The organism is Cupriavidus pauculus, from assembly GCF_003854935.1.
In the GTDB taxonomy this organism is placed as follows: Bacteria; Pseudomonadota; Gammaproteobacteria; order Burkholderiales; family Burkholderiaceae; genus Cupriavidus; species Cupriavidus pauculus_C.
The window spans coordinates 1,217,908-1,236,339 of record NZ_CP033969.1; the positions used below are offsets into that span (position 1 = coordinate 1,217,908).

An 18,432-nucleotide genomic window follows, 5' to 3' on the forward strand; every position below is an offset into this window, starting at 1 on the left:
GCAGCCGGCCGACTTACATCCACGCAGGCGTTGCGAATCGTAACAAGGGTTACAGCGCCTTGACGCTGTATTACCAGACCCGCCCGTATAACGTTCTCAAGAACAGTGCATTGCCATGCGTCAATGCCGAACAAGGAAACTGCAATGAGAACGAGATCGATTGTCCTGGGTCTGGCCGTGACCGGCGCCGCCATGCTGGGCGGCTGCGCGGTCTATCCCACGCCATACGGCCCCGCCGTGGCCCCCGCGCCCGTCGCCGTGGCCCCGGCCCCGGTCTACGTGCCGCCGCCCACGGTGGTGGTGCGGCCGGCGTACGGGTACTACGGCGGGTACTACGGCCGGCGGTATTACAGGCATTGGTGAGGGGGGAGCGGGAGAGCCAAGGCGCGCAGCAAAGAGCCGCGGGGCAGCGCGCGCCCCAAACTGGCTCCCCTCTCCCGCTGGCGGGAGAGGGGTTGGGGGAGAGGGCGATGCGGTTCAAATTGCGGCAAGTCGCCGTTTAGCCGCCGGCCCTCTCCCCCCGGCCCCTCTCCCGCTGCGCGGGAGAGGGGAGCTTGCTGCTTGCCGCTCGCGCAAGCTCAGTTCCCATCCCCATTCAACCCCATCCATCCCGGCGCCAGCCGTTCGCCCACGTGGCGCAGGTCCACCAGGTCGAGCACGCGGCCGATCGTGTGGTCGACCAGTTCTTCGATGGTCTGCGGTTTCTGGTAGAAGCCCGGGACGGGCGGGAAGACGATGCCGCCCATCTCGGTGACGGCGGTCATGTTGCGCAGGTGGGCCAGGTTCAGCGGGGTTTCGCGGACCATCAGCACCAGCTTGCGGCGCTCCTTGAGCGTGACATCGGCGGCGCGCGTGATCAGGTTGTCCGAGAGGCCGTGGGCCACGGCGGCCAGCGTGCGCATGGAGCAGGGCGCCACGATCATTGCGTCGGCGCGGAACGACCCGCTGGCAATCGTCGCGCCGATGTCGCGCACGTTGTGCACCACGTCGGCCAGCGCTTCCACGTCCGCGCGGCCGATGTCGAGTTCGTGCTGCAGGTTCATGACGCCGGCGGGCGACATCAGCAGGTGGGTTTCCACCGTCGCCACGTCGCGCAGCACCTGCAGCAGCCGGACGCCGTAGATGGCGCCGGTGGCGCCCGTGATGGCGACGATCAGCCGTTGCGGCGCGCCGCCCTGGTTCACAGGCATGATGGGTCCGGCCGTGTTCAGGCCTTGAGCAGCGACTGCAGTTCGCCGTTCTGGTACATCTCCATCATGATGTCCGAGCCGCCGATGAACTCGCCGTTCACGTAGAGCTGCGGAATCGTCGGCCAGTTGGCGTATTCCTTGATGCCCTGGCGGATGCCCTCGTCCTCAAGCACGTTGACCGTGGTCGGCGTGTCGACGCCGCAGGCCTTCAGGATCTGGATCGCGCGGCCCGAGAAACCGCACATCGGGAACTGCGCGGTGCCCTTCATGAACAGCACCACGGGGCTGCCCTTCACGATCTGGTCGATCTTCTGTTGTACGTCACTCATGATGAAAACGTTCCGGTTGCATGGGGATGGGCGGATTTTACCGGAATCGCGCCTCGGCATCAGGGTGCGACTCAGGCCGGCAGCCGCCCGCCGCTGCACCGCTCGTTGCCGCCCAGGTCGCGTGCGGTAAAGACCTCGGCAAAGCCGGCCGACGTCAGCAGGTGCCGTGTGGCGTAGCCCTGGTCATAGCCGTGCTCCATCAGCAGCCAGCCGCCCGGCACCAGGTGCGCCGGGGCGCCGGCCACCAGGGTGCGCAGGTCCGCCAGGCCGTCCTCGTGGTCGGTCAGCGCGTCGATGGGCTCGAAGCGCAGGTCGCCTTCGGCCAGGTGGGGATCGCCCGCGGCAATGTACGGCGGGTTGCTGACGATCAGGTGGAAGTGCTGCGCCGGTGGCAGCCCCTGGTACCAGTCGGATACCAGGAAGCGGATGTTGTCGGCCTGCAGCGCGCGCGCGTTGTCCTGCGCCACCATCAGCGCGCCGCGCGAGATGTCGGTGGCCCAGACCTCGGCGTCGGGCCGCTCGCGGGCGATGGTCACGGCCAGCACGCCCGAACCGGTGCCCATGTCCAGCACGCGCGGCCCCGGCACGCCGGCCAGCCGGGCCAGCGCGGCCTCGGCGGCCACCTCGGTGTCGGGGCGGGGAATCAGCACGTCGGGCGTCACGCGGAACGTGCGGCCGAAGAATTCACGCTCGCCCAGCAGGTAGGCCATCGGCTCGCCCGACAGCCGCCGCGCCAGCAGCGTGGAGAATGCATCACGTTGTGCGTCATTGAGATGCTCTGCGTCGCGCGTGATCAACTGCGTGCGCGTGTAGCCGGTGACGTGGGACAGCAGCATGCGGCCCTCCAGCATCGGCAGGCCGGCCATCGCAGCCAGCGACAGCGCCTCGCGCAGCGTGGGAGTGGAGGGGAGGGGCGGCGGGTCGCCCGGTGCATTCGAGGACATCGGCGGTACTGGCGGTACGTCTGGGATTTCCGGCCATTCGCAAAAAACCCCGCCGGGCGGGAGCCAGACGGGGTTCTTGCGCGGCGCTGCATTCAGGCGCCAGTGTAAGCCGTTTTCAGCGGCCGGCGCTGGCGCGCGAGCGATTACTTGTTGACGGCGTCCTTGGCCTTGTCGGCCGTGGTGTTGACGGCGTCCTTGGTCGCTTCCTTGGCGTTGGCCATGGCGTTGCCGGCGTCGATGCGGGCCTTCTCGGCGGCGGCCGAGACGTCCGAGGCGACACCGCTGGCGGCGGCCTTGGCGGCGTCGGCGGCATTCGCGGCGGCGGCAGCGGCGTCGCTGGCGGCGGCCTTGGCCGATTCGGCGGCGCTTTGCATCGCGCTGTCGGCATTGGTTTGCGGAGCCTCTTCCTTCTTGCCGCAGGCGGCGACGGAAATGGCGGCGGTGAGCATCAGCACGGCGAGCAGCTTGTTCATGATTTCATCCTTAGTGTCTGTTGGAGGAGTGGACATCCAATCCAGACTTCGAGGCCCCCGGGCGTCCGACACCGGAAAGTGACGTATCGGGGTGGTCTGGTCGAAATCGATTATAGACAGCGCGTCATGGCAGGCCAGTGCTGTTTCAAGCATTTACCTCGGTTACAAAGTCGCCCGTTCAGCCCTCGTCGCCCAGCGCGGCAAGCTGGTCGGCCTGGTGCTCGGCGGCCAGCGTCGACACCAGTTCGTCGAGATCGCCGTCCATGATCATGTCGATCTTGTACAGCGTCAGGTTGATGCGATGGTCGGTCACGCGGCCCTGCGGGAAGTTGTACGTGCGGATGCGGTCGCTGCGGTCGCCCGAGCCGATCAGGTTGCGCCGCGTGCTGGCCTCCTTGGCCTGCGCCGCGCGAAGCTGCCCGTCCTTGATCCGCGCGGCCAGCACCTTCATGGCCTTTTCCTTGTTGCGATGCTGGCTGCGGTCGTCCTGGCATTCGACGACGATGCCGGTCGGCAGGTGGGTCAGGCGCACGGCCGAATCGGTCTTGTTGACGTGCTGCCCGCCGGCACCGGACGCGCGGAAGGTGTCGACGCGCAGGTCCGACGGATTGATCTCCACCTCGCCCACCTCGTCGGCCTCGGGCATCACGGCCACGGTGCAGGCCGACGTATGGATGCGACCCTGCGCCTCGGTGGCCGGCACGCGCTGCACGCGGTGGCCGCCCGATTCGAACTTGAGCTTCGAGAACGCCGCGGCGCCGGCAATGCGGACGATCACCTCCTTGTAGCCGCCCAGGTCCGAGCCCGATTCGCTCATGATTTCCACCTGCCAGCGCTGGCGTTCCGCATAGCGCGTGTACATGCGCAGCAGGTCGGCCGCGAACAGCGCGCTTTCCTCGCCGCCGGTGCCGGCGCGGATTTCCAGCAGCAGGTTGCGGTCGTCGTTGGGGTCTTTGGGCAGCAGCAGCGTCTGCAGCGACGTTTCCAGCGTCTCCAGCCGGGCGCGCGCGGCGCCGATCTCGTCGGCCGCGAAGTCTTTCATCTCGGGGTCATCCAGCAGCGCCTGCGCGGTGGCCAGGTCTTCCTGCGCCTGGCGATACTGGCCGTACTGCTCGGCCACCGGCGACAGCTCGGCATGCTCGCGCGACAGCCGGCGGTACTGGTCCATGTCCGACGCCGCCTTTTCGCTGGCGAGCAGGGCGCTGACTTCGTCGAGTCGCTCGGCCAACTGGTCGAGCTTGTGGAGCATGCTGGGTTTCATCGGTAGCGGAATCGGGATGCTGGGACGCCGGTGGCGGGGCCGGGGCGCCGGAACGGGGGACGGGCGGAGACGGCAGCCCGGCGCTGGCAGGCCAGCGCGGCAGGGACGGCGCGGCTAGCGCTCGGAGTGGCTGCTGTGGCGGAACAGACCGGGCACCAGGCGCAGCAGCGCCTCGCGGTCTTCGCCCTGGGTGTGGTTCAGCGCGTGCGTGGGGCCGTGCAGGAACTTGCGCGTCAGCGCGCCGGACAGCGCCTCCAGCACGGCGGCGGGGTCGTCGCCCCGGGCCAGCATTTTGCGTGCGCGTTCCAGTTCGGCCTGGCGGATGGCCTCGCCGCTGGACTGCAGTTCGCGGATCACCGGCACCACGCTGCGCGTTTCCAGCCAGTGCATGAAGTTCTGCACGCGCGATTCGATGATGGCCTCGGCCTGGGCCACGGCGGCCTGGCGCAGCGCGTTGCCCTCGCGGACCACGGCGCCGAGGTCGTCGACGGTGTACAGGAAGACGTCGTTCAGCCGGGCGACTTCGGGCTCCACGTCGCGCGGCACGGCCAGGTCGACCATCATGATCGGGCGGTGCTTGCGGCGCTTGACCGCGCGCTCCACGGCGCCCAGGCCGATGATCGGCAGCGAACTGGCCGTGCACGACACGACGATGTCGAACTCGTGCAGCCGCTCGCCCAGGTCCTGCAGGCGGATGGCCTGCGTGGTCAGGCCCTGCTCGGCCAGTTGTTCCGCCAGTTTCTCGCCGCGTTCGACGGTGCGGTTGGCCACCACCACCTGGCGCGGCTTCTGCGCGGCAAAATGCGTGGCGCACAGCTCGATCATCTCGCCGGCGCCGATGAACAGCACCCGCTGCGTGGACACGCTTTCGAAAATCCGCTGCGCCAGCCGGACCGCCGCGGCGGCCATCGACACCGAATGCGCGCCGATCTCGGTCTGGCCGCGCACTTCCTTGGCCACTGCGAACGTGCGCTGGAACAGCTGGTTCAGGTACGTGCCCAGTGCGCCGGCCTCGCCAGCGGTGCGCACGGCGTCCTTCAACTGGCCGAGAATCTGGGTTTCGCCCAGCACCATCGAGTCGAGCCCGCTGGCCACGCGGAACGCATGGCGCACGGCTTCGGACTGGGGCAGGGCGTACAAATGCGGGGCCAGTTCACCGGCGGGCACGTTGTGATGCTGGGCCAGCCAGCGCAGCGTGTGCTCGAAACCGTCCTGGCCCGGCTGCAGCACGTCGGTGGCGCAGTAGATCTCGGTACGGTTGCAGGTGGACAGGATGGCGGCCTCGGTGCCACTGCGGCCCGCCAGATGGGTACGCAGCGTACCCAGGGCCGGTTTGATCTGCTCAAGCGGAAACGCCACACGTTCGCGGAGCGAGACGGGTGCCGTGGTGTGATTGATACCGATCGCGAGCAGTTGCATTTGTGGGGTTGGGTTGCCATCCGGAACGGTGCCGGAAGCGATGGCCATTATACCGCCCCGTTACAAAGTTGCAGGGAACCGCAGCGCCCGGAGCGCGGTGCAGTATCGTTACGACCGGTCCACATTTGCGGTGGATCAAACGACACGGGAGGAAGGATGTTCGGATTGGTTTTTGTCGGCGCCGTGGTGGGCCTGGCCGGCCGATGGTTGCTCCCGGCCGGCCGCGTCGTGACCGTGCCGGCCGCGCTGGGCCTGGGGATCGGCGGCGCGGTGGTCGCGTTCTACGCCGGGCGCACGGCCCATCTGTTCACCGACGGCCAGATCGTCGGCTGGGGCGCGGCCATTGCCGGCGCGGCGCTGGCCGTGGGCATCTACGGCGTTGTGCGGCCGCGACGGTAACGGCAAAACTGCATAAAAATCAGCAATCTGCGATGCGCCGGCGCGCCTGATCGTCGAGGAATCGCGCCAGGATCGCGCTGGAATAGTGGCTGGCGATGTCCCGAAGGAAGGCCGGGAAGTCGACGTGTGCCGTATCGTCCGCCCGGTCGGACACGGTGCGCAGCAGCGCATAGGGCACGCCGTATTCGTGGCAGATCTGCGCCAGTGCCGCGCCTTCCATCTCCACGGCCTGCACGCCAGGCAGCGCCTGCCGCAGCGCGGCCACCTCGGACGGGCAATCGATGAACTGGTCGCCGCTGGCGATCATCCCGACATGCAGCCGGGGCGTCTCGATGCCGAAGCGGGCCAGCACGCTGGCCGGCACCTCGGTGGCCAGGTCGTCACGCAGGAAATGGGCCGCCGCTGTCTGCAGGGCGGCCGTCAGCGCCGGATCGGCCGGAAACGTGGCGCGGCCCAGCAGCGGCACCTCGTGGCGCGGAAACAGCGGCCGGGCGTCCATGTCGTGCTGGATGGCCTGGTCGGCCACGACGATGTCGCCGACCCGCACGCCGTCGCCGACGCCACCGGCCAGCCCGGTGAAGACAATCCCATCCACCCCGAACTCGCGGATCAGCGTCACCGTGGTCGCCGCCGCGGCCACCTTGCCCACGCGCGACAGCACCAGCACCACCGGCTGGCCGTGCAGCGTGCCGCGGTAGTAGTCGCGCATGCCGATGGTGGTGCAGGTGGCGCGGGCGTCTTCATGGCGCATGGCGGCGATCAGGCCGTCCACTTCGTCGTGCAGCGCGGCAAGGATGCCGAGGGTCATGGTGCGGGGGCGGGATGCGGAAAGGCCGCCAGCATACCGGCGCGCCGGGCGCGGCGAAAGTCGGCCGCCACTGTGGGAATCGCGCGACAAGATTGCTTACAACCGTGACCAATTGTGTTGTCAGCAATACAAGACGCTACAATCTCGCTCTTTATTGAAATGCGAGTCATTCGCATTCCCGTTTCCAAAAAGCAAGAGAGAGAAGAGATCCATGTCTGTCCGCGCCCGGGGCCGCATCCGCCGCTCGCACGCCATTCCGTTGACCACGCTCGTCCTGAGCCTGCAAGCCGCCAGCCTGGCCAGCGCCCAGGAACAGCCGCCCGCCGGCGAGGCCGCCCACCACAGCCTGCCGGTGGTCACGGTCAGCGGCAGCAATGCGCCGGAATCGCCCACCGGGCCGGTCCATGGCTTTGTCGCCCGGCAGGCCGTGACGGCCACCAAGACCGACACGCCGATCGTCGAGACGCCGCAGTCCATCACGGTCATCACGCGCGACCGCATCGAGATGCTGGGCGCGCAGTCGGTGGCGCAGGCGTCCGGCTACACGGCTGGCGTGACGACGGCCGGGTTTGCCAACGACAACCGGACCGACACGATCAAGATTCGCGGCACCGATTCCACCCAGTACCTGGACGGCCTGCTCAACGCCGTGAGCTTTTACAACAACACGCGCCCGGACCCGTACTCGCTGGAGCGCATGGAAATCCTGAAGGGCCCGTCCGGCATGCTGTACGGGCAGGGCGCGGTGGGCGGCATCGTCAACCTCGTGTCCAAGCGCCCGCAGGCCGAGGCGGCGCGCGAGATCGGCGTGAGCTTTGGCAACTACAACCGCAAGCAGATCCAGGCCGACTTCACGGGCCCGATCGACGCGGACGGCAAGTGGCTGTACCGCTTCGTGGCGATGGCGCGCGACAGCGACACCTCGGTGGACTACGCCAAGGACAACCGCTACTTCATCGCCCCGTCGCTGACCTACCGGCCCAACGCCGACACGTCGTTCACGCTGCTGGCCAACTTCCAGAAGGACGACAGCAACACGATGATCGGCTTCTTCCCGTGGCGCGGCACGCTGCTGGGCAACCCGGCCGGGCAGATCCCGCAGAGCTTCTTCGTGAGCGAGCCGGGCTTTGACAAGTACACGGCCGAGCAGCACGCCATCGGCTACCAGTTCTCGCACCAGTTCAACGACACCTTCACGGTGCGCCAGAACCTGCGCTACTCGCACAGCAGCGTCGACTACCGCAGCATCTACACCACCGGCTTCACCGGCGCCACGCACGGCTGGGTGCCCGGCAGCGACACGCTGCTGCGCCGCGTGGTCTACCTGAACCAGCCGACGCTGAACCAGCTTGCCATCGATACCCAGGGCCAGGCCAAGTTCCGGACCGGCACGGTCGGCCACACGCTGCTGGCCGGCTTCGACTACCAGAACAACGAGATCACCGGCCGCACCGGCGTGGGCGGCGTGGCCGCGCCGATCAACGTGTTCAACCCGGTGTACGGCAACTACACGGCGCCCGCGTCCACGCGCGACCTGGACCCGGCCAAGCAGATCCAGACCGGCATCTACCTGCAGGACCAGCTCGAATGGAACAAGTGGCTGCTGATGCTGGGCCTGCGCTACGACTGGTCGCGCGCGTCGCAGGACAACCAGCCGCAGGGATCGCGCGACGACAACCAGCTCACCAAGCGCTTCGGGCTGATGTACCGCACGGACATGGGCCTGAACCCGTACGTCAGCTATGCCGAGTCGTTCCAGGGCCAGGCGGGCTTCAACAACGCCGGCCAGGCGTTCAAGCCGCTGGAAGGCAAGCAGTGGGAAGTGGGCGTCAAGTACCAGCCGCCCGGCAAGAACATGACGCTGACGGCCGCGTTGTTCGACATGCGCGAGCAGAACCGCAAGGTGGCCGGCGTGGTCAATGGCCGCCCGGACACCGTGCAGGCTGGTGAAGCCCGCACGCGCGGCGCCGAGCTGGAGGCGCTGGTGTCGCTGGGCCGGCTGGACCTGATCGCCGCGTACACGTTCCTGAACGCCAAGGTCATCGAGGGCTCGCCGGCCGAGCAGGGCCAGCGGCTGGCCAGCATCCCGACCAATACGGCGTCGCTGTGGGCCAACTACCGCTTCAGCCTGTTCGAGATCCCCGGCTTCCTGGCCGGCGCGGGCATGCGCTACAACGGCCCCAGCACCGACGGCACCGGCAACAACCGCGTGGGCGGCTTCACCGTGTTCGACGCCGTGCTGGCCTACGACCGCGGCCCGGTGCGCGTGTCGCTGAACGTCAACAACCTGTTCGGCAAGGAATACGTCTATAGCTGCATCGCGCGCGGCGACTGCTTCTTCGGCACGGCGCGGACGATCGTCGGCAACGTGACCTACCGCTTCTGACCGGCGCGATCCGGCCGGCGCGATCCGGCCGGCGGATTCCCCGGGGAGACTTTGGCGCACCGGTTTGCTAGCATGCAGGCCATGCCGATTACCCCGGGGGAACGCTGGTTGGACACCTTCACTTCTCGCCGCACCATCCAGCAGGCGCTGGCCGACTGGCGCAGCCGGGGCCGGCTCGGCGCCGACGACCTGCTGGCCGCCTGGGCCCCCACGCTGCCGGGGCGCGCGCACTGGCACCACTGGCTGGACCGCGCGCTGCTGATCCTCGGCACGGCGCTGCTCTGCGCCGGCGTGATCGTCTTCTTCGCCTTCAACTGGACGGCCCTGCACAAGTTCACGAAATTCGGCCTCGTCGGCGGTCTGCTGACGGGGCTGGCGGCGCTGGCGCTGCTGCGGCCGGCGGGCGACGCCATCGGGCGCGCCGCGCTGGCCGGCGCGCAGATCGTGTCCGGCGTGCTGATGGCCGTGATCGGCCAGACCTACCAGACCGGCGCCGATGCGTGGCAGCTCTTCGCGCTGTGGACGCTGCTGGCGGTGCCGTGGGCGCTGGCGGCGCGCGCGGCGCCGCACTGGTGGATCGTGCTGGTCGTCGGCAACGTGGCGCTGCTGCGTTACTGCAGCGTGCAGCTTGGCATCGGCGGCATGCTGGACCTGCTGTTCTCGGGCCGGGATGCGCGCGCGACGGTGCTGTTCCTGCTGGCGATGTCGATCGTCCAGCTTGCGGCGTGGTATGTGCTGGCCGCGCGCGCGGGCCGCTGGGGCTTTGCCGGCGTGGCCGGGCCGCGGCTGATCGGCCTGATGGCCTGCGGCTACGCGGGCTGGCTGGGCGTGATGAGCGTGCTGACGTCGCAGCCCAGCGTGCCGGTGCTGCTGGCCAGTTGCGTGGCGCTGGCGGGCCTGGGCGCGTGGTTCCGCTGGCGCGCGTTCGATATCGTGGTGCTGAGCCTGGCCTGCCTGACCGGCATCGGCGTGGTCGTCACGGCGGCCGGGCGCTGGCTGGCTGATCTGCATGGGGACTTTGGCACCTTCCTGCTGCTGGCCCTGCTGACCATCGGGCTGGCCGTGGCGGCGGCCACCTGGCTGCTGCGCGCGTGGCGGTCGATGTCGGGGAGCGCGGCATGAATCCGGACCAGATCGAACGCTCGCTCTGGCAGCGGCTGGCCGCGCGCGGCGCGGTGCAGGGCGATTTCACGCCGACGCTGCGCACGCCGTGGCCCATCCGCCTGCTGATGGGCGGCGCGGGCTGGCTGGGCGCGCTGTTCTTCCAGATGTTCCTGATCGGCACCGTGTTTGCCGCCGCGCGCGGGAACGGGCCGGCCATGGCCATCACCGGGCTGGTGATGATCGGCATCGCCATCGTGCTGTACCGCCTGACCGCGCGCGACGGCGGCCGCATTGCGCTGGGACAGTTCGCGCTGGCGCTGAGCCTGGGCGGGCAGGGCCTGGCGATTGCCGGCGTGGGCGAGGCCATCGGCTTTCACAGCTTCCTGCAGGTGGCGCCGTTCTGGCTCGGCATCGCCGTGTTCGAGGCGGTGCTGTTCGCGGCCGTGCCGGACCGGCTGCACCGCTTTCTGGCCGCGCTGGGGGCCTGGGTGGCGCTGGCCGTGGCCGCGTGCATCGGGCTGGGCGACGTCGTCGCGCCGCGCTGGACGGCGGTGCCGATTGCGCTGGCGCCGCTGTCGGCCGCCGCGTTCGCGCTGGTGCTGGCGTTCGTGCTGCGCGAGGACGCCATCGCGGCGCGCGGCCCCCACGACCTCTGGGAACCGGCCGCCGACGCCACGCTGCTGGGCGCGCTGGCCGCCGCACTGGTGGTCACCGGGCTCGCGCATCCGGCCGATCTGCTGTTCGGCACCAGCACGGTCTGGCGCGGCCACGGCGCGTGGCTGGCTGGCGCGCTGCTGGGCGCCGTGCTCGTGTCGCTGGTATTGATCGAATGCAAGCGGCTGGCCTGCGCGCCGCCGCTGTGCGCCGCGCTGCTGGGGCTGGCCATCGCGTTCAGCGCGCTGATGGTGTACGCGCCGGCCGTCACGGCCGGGGTGCTGGCGCTGGCCCTGGCGTTGCGGCGCGGGTCCCGGCCCTGGCTCGGCCTGGCCATCGCCACGGTGCTGATCGGCTTTGCCTGGTACTACGGCACGCTGCACTGGACGCTGCTGGCCAAGTCCATCACGCTGGCGGCGGCCGGGGCGCTGCTGCTGGCCGCCCGGGCCGTGCTGGCCCGCCTGCCGCGCAAGGAGACCGCCGCATGAAACGCTGGATCATCGTCGGATGGCTGCTGGCCATGGGCGTGGCGCTGGCTGGCATCGTCGGCAAGGAACGCCTGATCGCGCGCGGCGAGGTGGTCTACCTGCGGCTGGCGCCGGTGGACCCGCGCTCGCTGATGCAGGGCGACTACATGGCGCTCCACTTCTCGGTGGCCGACGCGGTGCGCGTGGCACACGGCTCCGAACAGACCCGGCTGGCGCGCGAGGAACGCATCGTGATCCGCCGCGACGACCGCCAGGAGGGCCACTTCGTCCGGCTGGACAAGGGCGAGCCGCTGGCGCCCGGCGAACTGCTGCTGCGCGTGCAGAACGTGCCCACGCGCTGGGGCGGCAACGGCGTGCAGGTATCGACCGATGCGTGGTTCTTCCAGGAAGGCCAGGCCGACCGCTACGCCCGCGCCCGCTTTGGCGAATTCCGCGTGGACGCCAGCGGCCAGGCGCTGCTGGTGGGAATGCGGGACGAGCGGCTGGCGCCGATGTAGGCGCGCCGGCCGCCGGCGCGACGCAAAAGAAAAATGCCCGGGAAGACCGGGCATTCTTGCTGGCGCGGAGTGCGGCGCGGATCAGACGTTGAACAGGAAGTTCATCACGTCGCCGTCGTGCACGACGTATTCCTTGCCTTCGGCGCGCATCTTGCCGGCTTCCTTGGCGCCGTTCTCGCCCTTGTACTGGATGTAGTCGTCGTAGGCGATGGTCTGGGCGCGGATGAAGCCGCGTTCGAAGTCGGTGTGGATCACGCCGGCCGCCTTCGGGGCGGTGTCGCCCACGTGGATGGTCCAGGCGCGCACTTCCTTCACGCCGGCCGTGAAGTACGTCTGCAGGCCCAGCAGCTTGAAGCCGGCGCGGATCACGCGGTCCAGGCCCGGCTCTTCCATGCCCAGGTCGGCCAGGAATTCGGCCTTGTCGGCGTCGTCCAGGTCGGCGATCTCGGCCTCGATGGCGGCGCAGACGGCCACCACGGGCGAGCCGGTGGTCTTGGCGTGCTCGCGCACGGCGTCCAGGTGCGGGTTGTTCTCGAAGCCGTCCTCGCGCACGTTGGCCACGTACATCGTCGGCTTGGCGGTGATCAGGCAGAACGGGCGCAGGGCGTCCCATTCCTCGGGTGCCAGGTCCAGCGTGCGCACGGCCTTGGCCTGGTCCAGCACCGACTGTGCCTTTTCCAGCACGGCCACCAGGCGCTGGGATTCTTTGTCGCCGGCGCGGGCCGGCTTGATGTAGCGGGCCAGCGCCTTCTCGACGGTGGCCAGGTCGGCCAGCGCCAGTTCGGTGTTGATGACCTCGATGTCGGACAGCGGGTCGACCTTGCCGGCCACGTGGATCACATTGTCATCCTCGAAGCAGCGCACCACGTGCGTGATGGCGTCGGTCTCGCGGATGTTGGCCAGGAACTGGTTGCCCAGCCCTTCGCCCTTGGACGCGCCGGCCACCAGGCCCGCGATGTCGACGAACTCGACCGTCGCCGGCAGGATGCGCTCGGGCTTGACGATCTCGGCCAGCCTGGCAAGCCTCGGATCCGGCACTTCCACCACGCCCACGTTGGGCTCGATGGTGCAGAACGGATAGTTTTCGGCGGCGATGCCGGCTTTCGTCAGGGCATTGAACAGCGTGGACTTGCCGACGTTGGGCAGGCCGACGATGCCGCATTTGAGGCTCATGGTGTCAGGCGGGAAATGGCGAAACCCGTATTCTAGCGGATGGGCGGCGCCGGCCGAGGCCGCGATGCACGCCGGCGCGCCCGGCCGGGGCCCCCGAAGGCCCGGGGGCAGCGCGGCCGATGCCGCCGCGGTCACGTCGCTATAATCCAGCCATCCGCACCCGCCGCGCCGTCGCCCAAGCGACGCCGCCATATTGATGTCGTCGAATCCTTCCTCCCGCTTCCAGATCGCCGTGGTCGGCGGTGGCATTGTCGGCAAGGCCTGCGCGCTGCTGTTAGCGCAGCAGGGCATGCAGGTGGCGCTGGTGGCGCCCCGGCCCGCCGCCGACACCGCCCGCACCGGCGACGACGACTGGGACAGCCGCATCTACGCCTTCTCCGCCAGCTCGCAGGCCCTGCTGGACCGCCTGCGCGTGTGGGAGGCGCTGGACCCCGCCCGCGTGCAGCCGGTGCGCGACATGCGCGTGTTCGGCGACCAAAGCGCGTCGGAGTCAGACCCCTCGCCCGATGGCGACCTCCATTTCTCGGCCTACGCCGCCGCCGTGCCGCAACTGGCCTGGATCGTCGAATCGGGGCATGTCGAGCGGGTGCTGGACACCGCCCTGCGCTTCCAGCACCAGGTGACGTGGTTCGACGACACCGCCGAACGGCTCGACCGCGACCTCGACGGCGTGACGCTGACGCTGGCCGATGGCCGCCGCGTGCGCGCCAGCTGCCTGGTCGGCGCCGACGGGGCGCGGTCCTGGGTGCGCCAGCAGTGCCATATCGGCACCACCCAGCGGCGCTACCGCCAGCTTGGCGTGGTGGCCAACTTCCGCTGCGAACTGCCGCACCAGGAAACCGCCTGGCAGTGGTTCCTGGGCGCCCCGGAAAAGCTGATGGCCGACGAGGAACCCGCCAACGGCGAGATCCTGGCCATGCTGCCGCTGCCCGGCAACCGCGTGTCGATGGTCTGGTCCGCCGACGAGGCCCACGCCCGCGACCTGCTGGCGCTGACGCCCGAGGCGCTGGCCGCCACGGTGGCGCAGGTGGCCAGCGGCGCCGTGGGCGCCCGCTTCGGCGCCCTGCGCTGCATCACGCCGGCGCAGGGCTTTCCGCTGGTGCTGCAACGGGCCGATCACTTCGCCCAGCCGCACGTGGCGCTGGTGGGCGACGCGGCGCACGTCGTGCATCCGCTGGCCGGGCAGGGCATGAACCTGGGCCTGCGCGACGTGGTGGAGCTGGGCCGCGTGATGGCCGACAAGGAGCCGTTCCGCCACGAGGGCGACCTGCGGCTGCTGCGCCGCTACGAGCGCGCGCGCGCCACCGACCTGCTGTCGCTGACGGCCGCCACGGACGGCCTGCACCGGCTGTTCTCGCTGCCGGGCACGCCGGCCCGCATGGTGCGCAACCTCGGCATACGCGCCGTGGGCGGCCAGGGGCTGCTCAAGCGGCTGCTGATCAGCCGCGCGCTGGGTTAGGCCGCCGATGCCCACAATTGCGCGTTCCACGATTTACCGATGACATCGCCGCCGGCACACTGACCGGCAAACCGCTACCTGGAGTCAATATGTTGCAACTGTTCCGCCGCCGACCCGCCCGCCTTGCCGCGATCGTCGCCTGCGTCGGCGGCCTGGGCGCCGCCGGCTACGCCCTGCACGCGCTGGCCGCGGACGAGCCGGGCACGGACAAGATCAAGGCGTCGATCCAGCGCATGCTGGGCGGCCGCGCCGAGGTGAAGAGCGTGACCAAGGCGCCGGTGCCGGGGCTGTACGAGGTCAACGTCGGCGGCCAGCTCGTCTACACCGATGCCACGGGCCGCTACATCCTCAATGGCGAGCTGATCGACACCAGGACGAACACCAACCTGACCGAGGAACGGCTGGCCGAGATCAACAAGATCAAGTGGTCGGACCTGCCGCTGTCGCGCGCCATCAAGTGGACCAAGGGCGACGGCAGCCGCACCGTGGCGGTGTTCTCGGACCCGAACTGCGGCTACTGCAAGAAGATCGAGCAGACGTTCCAGCAAATGGACAACATCACGGTCTACACCTTCCTGTACCCGGTGCTGTCGCCGGACTCGGCGGTCAAGTCCAGGCAGGTCTGGTGCGCCACCGACCGCACCAAGGCGTGGCGCGACTGGATGCTCAACCACACTGCGCTGACCGGCAACGGCAGCTGCAAGACGCCGGTGGACGAGAACCTGGCGCTGGGCCAGAGCCTGAACATCACGGGCACGCCGGCCGTCTTCTTTACCGACGGCACGCGGATTCCGGGCGCGGCGGACGCCGCTACGCTGGAACGCAAGCTCGCCAGTCTCAAGAAATAACGACGACGCCGGACCCCGCCGGCTGACGCGAACGGCCGGCCCAGTCCGGCCGTTTTGCATGTCCGGATCGACCTACGACAATCGGGAGACACCCCATCATGACCTTCCAGGCGCTGCTGCTGACCCAGGCCGACGACAAATCCACGCAGGCGCAGATCGCCCAGCTCGACGAGAGCCAGTTGCCCGCCGACGGCAACGTGCTGGTGGCCGTGGACTATTCGACGATCAACTTCAAGGACGGGCTGGCCATCACGGGCCGCTCGCCGGTGGTGCGCAAGTGGCCGATGGTGGCCGGCATCGACGGCGCGGGCACCGTGCTCGATTCCAGCGACCCGCGCTGGAAGACCGGCGACCGCGTGGTGCTGAACGGCCACGGCGTGGGCGAGACGCACTGGGGCTGCCTGGCGCAGCGCGCGCGGCTCAAGGGCGAATGGCTGGTCAAGGTGCCCGATGCGTTCACGACGCGGCAGGCCATGGCGATCGGCACGGCTGGCTACACGGCCATGCTGTCGGTGCTGGCGCTGGAGCGCGGCGGCGTGAACGGTCCGGTGCGGCCCGGCGATGGCGATGTGCTGGTGACCGGCGCGTCGGGCGGCGTGGGGTCGGTGGCCATCGCCATCCTGTCCAAGCTGGGCTACCGCGTGACGGCGTCCACGGGCAAGACGGCCGAGGCCGACTTCCTGCGCGCGCTGGGCGCGGCCGACGTGATTGACCGCGCCGAACTGGGCGCGCCGGGCAAGCCGCTGCAGAAGGAACGCTGGGCCGCCGTGGTGGATTCGGTCGGCTCCCACACGCTGGTCAACGCCTGCGCCCAGGTGCGCTACGGCGGCGTGGTCACGGCGTGCGGGCTGGCGCAGGGCATGGATTTCCCGGCGTCGGTGGCGCCGTTCATCCTGCGCGGCGTGACGCTGGCCGGCATCGACAGCGTGATGGCCGCGATGCCGCTGCGCGAGACGGCCTGGAAGCGGCTGGCGCAGGACCTGGCGCCAGACCGGCTGCAGGCCATCACGCAGGAGATCCGGCTGGCCGATGCCATCGACGCCGGCCGGCGCATCGTGGAAGGGGGCATGCGCGGCCGCGTGGTCGTCGACGTGAACGGCTGACCCCGGCGGCCGGCCGCACCGCCCGTCCCCGGGCGCCCCGGGGCGTGACGCTACAATCGAGACCATGACGCCGATCCGCTACGCCATCGCCCCGCTTCAACCGGAAGCCCACCTGTTCGCCGTGACCGTGACGGTGGACGTCCCCGACCCGGCCGGCCAGGTCTTCACGCTGCCCGCGTGGATCCCGGGCAGCTACATGATCAGAGATTTCGCACGCAATATCGTCCGCATCCGCGCCGATGCCGGCCGCGTGCGCGTGCCGCTGACCAAGCTGGACAAGCAGACCTGGCTGGCCGCGCCGTTGCCGGCCGACGCCGGCCCGCTGACACTGAGCTACGAGGTCTATGCCTGGGACCTGTCCGTGCGCAGCGCGCACCTGGACACCACGCACGGCTTCTTCAACGGCAGCTCGGTGTTCCTGCGCGTGGTGGGGCAGGACGACCGGCCGTGCCTGATCGATATCCACCCGCCGGCCGGCGACGCCTATGCCGGCTGGCGCGTGGCCACGGCGCTGCCCGAGGCGCGCGGCCCCGGCGGCGCGCGCCGCTACGGCTTTGGCCGCTACCAGGCCAGCGACTACGACGAGCTGATCGACCATCCCGTGGAAATGGGCACGTTCGCGCTGGGCAGCTTCCGCGCCTGCGGCGTGCAGCACGACGTGGTGTTCACGGGCCGCGTGCCGCAGCTCGACATGCCGCGCATCTGCCGCGACCTCAAGCGCATCTGCGAGGCGCAGATCCGGCTGTTCGAGCCCCGCTCGGCCCGCGCGCCGTTCCTGGACAGCAACCGCCGCTACGTCTTCATGACGATGGTCACGACCGACGGCTACGGCGGGCTGGAACACCGTGCCAGCACCGCGCTGATGTGCGCGCGCAGCGACCTGCCCGTGCGCGGCAACGCCGAGACCAGCGAGGGCTACCGCACGTTCCTGGGCCTGTGCAGCCACGAGTATTTCCACACCTGGAACGTCAAGCGCATCAAGCCGGCCGCGTTCGTGCCGTACCGGCTGGAGGCGGAAAGCTACACGCCGCTGCTGTGGCTGTTCGAGGGCTTCACCAGCTACTACGACGACCTGATCCTGGTGCGCACCGGGCTGGTCACCGAGCAGCAGTACGTCGACATGCTGGCCAAGACCTGGAACGGGGTGCTGCGCGGCACGGGCCGCACCAAGCAGAGCGTGGCCGACAGCGCGTTCGATGCCTGGACCAAGTACTACCGCCAGGACGAGAACGCGCCGAACGCCATCGTCAGCTATTACACCAAGGGGTCGCTGGTGGCGCTGGCGCTGGACCTGACCATCCGCGAGAAGACCCGCGGCCGCCGCTCGCTGGACGACGTCATGCGCGCGCTATGGCAGCGCTACGGGCGCGACTTCTACGCGCCGGGCGCCACGCAGCGGGGCGTGACCGAGGCCGAGGTGTACGCGCTGATCGACGAGGTCAGCGGCCTGAAGCTGGGCGGCCTGCTGCGCGCGCTGACCGAGGGCACGGGCGAGATCGGCCTGCCGGCGCTGTTCCGCGGCGTGGGGCTGGTGGCCGAGCCGCAGAAGCCGAACGGCGCCGCCGCGCTGGGCATCAAGACCCGTGGCGACGATGGCTGGGTACGCGTGAGCCAGGTGCTGGACGGCGGGGCCGGGCAGCGCGCGGGGCTGTCGGCCGGCGACCTGATCGCCGCCGTGGACGGCCTGCGCGTGGCGCCGGGGCAGCTCGACAAGCTGCTGGCGCGCTACCGCCCCGGCGACCGGGCCGAGCTGCACGTGTTCCGCCGCGACGAACTGCAGGTGCTGCCCGTGACGCTGGCGCGCGAACCGGCCACGCAGTACAAGGTCAAGGTCGAGGCCGGCAGGCATGCCGGGCGGGCGCGCTGGCTCGGCCAGTAGCCGCCCCGTCACCGCGCC

18 protein-coding genes are annotated in these 18,432 nt (G+C 69.7%); 10 read left to right on the plus strand and 8 right to left on the minus strand.

The annotated features are described in order from the left end of the window. Positions 1 to 144: 144 nt before the first annotated feature. Positions 145 to 363, plus strand: a complete 219-nt coding sequence (locus tag EHF44_RS07320; protein WP_172966025.1) for a hypothetical protein — start codon at positions 145 to 147, stop codon at positions 361 to 363. Between the two features lie 215 nt (positions 364 to 578). On the opposite strand, the gene EHF44_RS07325 is transcribed toward EHF44_RS07320, so the two are convergent. From EHF44_RS07325 to hemA, 6 genes are all read right to left on the minus strand, one after another. Next, entirely contained in the window at positions 579 to 1,190 is a 612-nt protein-coding gene (locus EHF44_RS07325; protein WP_124683129.1) for a UbiX family flavin prenyltransferase, read from the minus strand. A gap of 17 nt (positions 1,191 to 1,207) precedes the next feature. Further along, a complete protein-coding gene (gene grxD, locus EHF44_RS07330) occupies positions 1,208 to 1,519 on the minus strand; it encodes a Grx4 family monothiol glutaredoxin (RefSeq protein ID WP_124683130.1) in 312 nt (103 codons plus the stop codon). Between the two features lie 71 nt (positions 1,520 to 1,590). Continuing rightward, positions 1,591 to 2,463 carry a peptide chain release factor N(5)-glutamine methyltransferase gene (prmC, locus tag EHF44_RS07335; RefSeq protein ID WP_124683131.1) on the minus strand — a complete coding sequence of 291 codons (873 nt, stop codon included), beginning with the start codon at positions 2,461 to 2,463 and terminating at the stop codon, positions 1,591 to 1,593. Between the two features lie 143 nt (positions 2,464 to 2,606). Next, positions 2,607 to 2,936, minus strand: a complete 330-nt coding sequence (locus EHF44_RS07340; protein WP_124683132.1) for a hypothetical protein — start codon at positions 2,934 to 2,936, stop codon at positions 2,607 to 2,609. A 178-nt stretch (positions 2,937 to 3,114) separates the two neighbouring features. Further along, positions 3,115 to 4,197, minus strand: a complete 1,083-nt coding sequence (gene prfA, locus EHF44_RS07345; protein ID WP_124683133.1) for a peptide chain release factor 1 — start codon at positions 4,195 to 4,197, stop codon at positions 3,115 to 3,117. Between the two features lie 114 nt (positions 4,198 to 4,311). After that, positions 4,312 to 5,616 carry a glutamyl-tRNA reductase gene (hemA, locus tag EHF44_RS07350; RefSeq protein ID WP_124683134.1) on the minus strand — a complete coding sequence of 435 codons (1,305 nt, stop codon included), beginning with the start codon at positions 5,614 to 5,616 and terminating at the stop codon, positions 4,312 to 4,314. A 156-nt stretch (positions 5,617 to 5,772) separates the two neighbouring features. On the opposite strand from hemA, the gene EHF44_RS07355 reads away from it, so the two are divergent. Further along, complete coding sequence (locus EHF44_RS07355) at positions 5,773 to 6,015, plus strand: hypothetical protein (protein WP_124683135.1); 243 nt, start codon at positions 5,773 to 5,775, stop codon at positions 6,013 to 6,015. Positions 6,016 to 6,034: 19 nt separating this feature from the next. Here the strand turns inward: EHF44_RS07355 and EHF44_RS07360 are convergent, their stop codons facing one another. Further along, positions 6,035 to 6,823, minus strand: coding sequence for a 5'-methylthioadenosine/adenosylhomocysteine nucleosidase (locus EHF44_RS07360; protein ID WP_124683136.1), 789 nt, complete (start codon positions 6,821 to 6,823; stop codon positions 6,035 to 6,037). Positions 6,824 to 7,034: 211 nt separating this feature from the next. Between EHF44_RS07360 and EHF44_RS07365 the strand changes: the two genes are divergently transcribed. The 4 genes from EHF44_RS07365 (at position 7,035) to EHF44_RS07380 (ending at position 11,952) form a co-directional block, all read left to right on the plus strand. Continuing rightward, positions 7,035 to 9,209 carry a TonB-dependent siderophore receptor gene (locus tag EHF44_RS07365; RefSeq protein ID WP_124683137.1) on the plus strand — a complete coding sequence of 725 codons (2,175 nt, stop codon included), beginning with the start codon at positions 7,035 to 7,037 and terminating at the stop codon, positions 9,207 to 9,209. Between the two features lie 108 nt (positions 9,210 to 9,317). Then, positions 9,318 to 10,331, plus strand: a complete 1,014-nt coding sequence (locus tag EHF44_RS07370; protein ID WP_124683138.1) for a DUF2157 domain-containing protein — start codon at positions 9,318 to 9,320, stop codon at positions 10,329 to 10,331. Continuing rightward, positions 10,328 to 11,455, plus strand: a complete 1,128-nt coding sequence (locus EHF44_RS07375; RefSeq protein WP_124683139.1) for a DUF4401 domain-containing protein — start codon at positions 10,328 to 10,330, stop codon at positions 11,453 to 11,455. Before EHF44_RS07370 ends, EHF44_RS07375 begins: the two co-directional genes overlap by 4 nt. Further along, a complete protein-coding gene (locus tag EHF44_RS07380; protein ID WP_124683140.1) occupies positions 11,452 to 11,952 on the plus strand; it encodes a GDYXXLXY domain-containing protein in 501 nt (166 codons plus the stop codon). The genes EHF44_RS07375 and EHF44_RS07380 overlap by 4 nt, the downstream gene beginning before the upstream one ends. A gap of 81 nt (positions 11,953 to 12,033) precedes the next feature. Here the strand turns inward: EHF44_RS07380 and ychF are convergent, their stop codons facing one another. Next, positions 12,034 to 13,125 carry a redox-regulated ATPase YchF gene (gene ychF / locus EHF44_RS07385; RefSeq protein WP_124683141.1) on the minus strand — a complete coding sequence of 364 codons (1,092 nt, stop codon included), beginning with the start codon at positions 13,123 to 13,125 and terminating at the stop codon, positions 12,034 to 12,036. 196 nt (positions 13,126 to 13,321) lie between these two features. Here ychF and EHF44_RS07390 point away from each other — a divergent pair, with 196 nt between their 5' ends. The 4 genes from EHF44_RS07390 to EHF44_RS07405 all read left to right on the plus strand — a co-directional run bounded on the left by EHF44_RS07390 (position 13,322) and on the right by EHF44_RS07405 (position 18,414). Beyond that, positions 13,322 to 14,584 (plus strand): UbiH/UbiF family hydroxylase, encoded by a 1,263-nt coding sequence (locus tag EHF44_RS07390; protein ID WP_124683142.1) that lies wholly within the window; start codon positions 13,322 to 13,324, stop codon positions 14,582 to 14,584. 89 nt (positions 14,585 to 14,673) lie between these two features. Continuing rightward, the gene (locus tag EHF44_RS07395; protein ID WP_124683143.1) at positions 14,674 to 15,432 is read left to right on the plus strand and encodes a DsbC family protein; all 759 of its coding nucleotides are present in this window, start codon (positions 14,674 to 14,676) and stop codon (positions 15,430 to 15,432) included. A gap of 98 nt (positions 15,433 to 15,530) precedes the next feature. Further along, entirely contained in the window at positions 15,531 to 16,535 is a 1,005-nt protein-coding gene (acuI, locus tag EHF44_RS07400) for an acrylyl-CoA reductase (NADPH) (protein WP_124683144.1), read from the plus strand. 64 nt (positions 16,536 to 16,599) lie between these two features. Then, on the plus strand, positions 16,600 to 18,414 hold the full coding sequence (locus EHF44_RS07405) for a M61 family metallopeptidase (protein ID WP_124683145.1): 1,815 nt from the start codon (positions 16,600 to 16,602) through the stop codon (positions 18,412 to 18,414). The last annotated feature ends 18 nt before the right edge of the window (positions 18,415 to 18,432 follow it).

Bases quoted from the DNA above. Each gene is read 5' to 3' on its own strand.
- EHF44_RS07320 (WP_172966025.1), top strand. From the start codon at position 145: ATGAGAACGAGATCGATTGTCCTGGGTCTGGCCGTGACCGGCGCCGCC.
- EHF44_RS07325 (WP_124683129.1), bottom strand. From the start codon at position 1,190: ATGCCTGTGAACCAGGGCGGCGCGCCGCAACGGCTGATCGTCGCCATC.
- grxD (WP_124683130.1), bottom strand. From the start codon at position 1,519: ATGAGTGACGTACAACAGAAGATCGACCAGATCGTGAAGGGCAGCCCC.
- prmC (WP_124683131.1), bottom strand. From the start codon at position 2,463: ATGTCCTCGAATGCACCGGGCGACCCGCCGCCCCTCCCCTCCACTCCC.
- EHF44_RS07340 (WP_124683132.1), bottom strand. From the start codon at position 2,936: ATGAACAAGCTGCTCGCCGTGCTGATGCTCACCGCCGCCATTTCCGTC.
- prfA (WP_124683133.1), bottom strand. From the start codon at position 4,197: ATGAAACCCAGCATGCTCCACAAGCTCGACCAGTTGGCCGAGCGACTC.
- hemA (WP_124683134.1), bottom strand. From the start codon at position 5,616: ATGCAACTGCTCGCGATCGGTATCAATCACACCACGGCACCCGTCTCG.
- EHF44_RS07355 (WP_124683135.1), top strand. From the start codon at position 5,773: ATGTTCGGATTGGTTTTTGTCGGCGCCGTGGTGGGCCTGGCCGGCCGA.
- EHF44_RS07360 (WP_124683136.1), bottom strand. From the start codon at position 6,823: ATGACCCTCGGCATCCTTGCCGCGCTGCACGACGAAGTGGACGGCCTG.
- EHF44_RS07365 (WP_124683137.1), top strand. From the start codon at position 7,035: ATGTCTGTCCGCGCCCGGGGCCGCATCCGCCGCTCGCACGCCATTCCG.
- EHF44_RS07375 (WP_124683139.1), top strand. From the start codon at position 10,328: ATGAATCCGGACCAGATCGAACGCTCGCTCTGGCAGCGGCTGGCCGCG.
- EHF44_RS07380 (WP_124683140.1), top strand. From the start codon at position 11,452: ATGAAACGCTGGATCATCGTCGGATGGCTGCTGGCCATGGGCGTGGCG.
- ychF (WP_124683141.1), bottom strand. From the start codon at position 13,125: ATGAGCCTCAAATGCGGCATCGTCGGCCTGCCCAACGTCGGCAAGTCC.
- EHF44_RS07390 (WP_124683142.1), top strand. From the start codon at position 13,322: ATGTCGTCGAATCCTTCCTCCCGCTTCCAGATCGCCGTGGTCGGCGGT.
- EHF44_RS07395 (WP_124683143.1), top strand. From the start codon at position 14,674: ATGTTGCAACTGTTCCGCCGCCGACCCGCCCGCCTTGCCGCGATCGTC.
- acuI (WP_124683144.1), top strand. From the start codon at position 15,531: ATGACCTTCCAGGCGCTGCTGCTGACCCAGGCCGACGACAAATCCACG.
- EHF44_RS07405 (WP_124683145.1), top strand. From the start codon at position 16,600: ATGACGCCGATCCGCTACGCCATCGCCCCGCTTCAACCGGAAGCCCAC.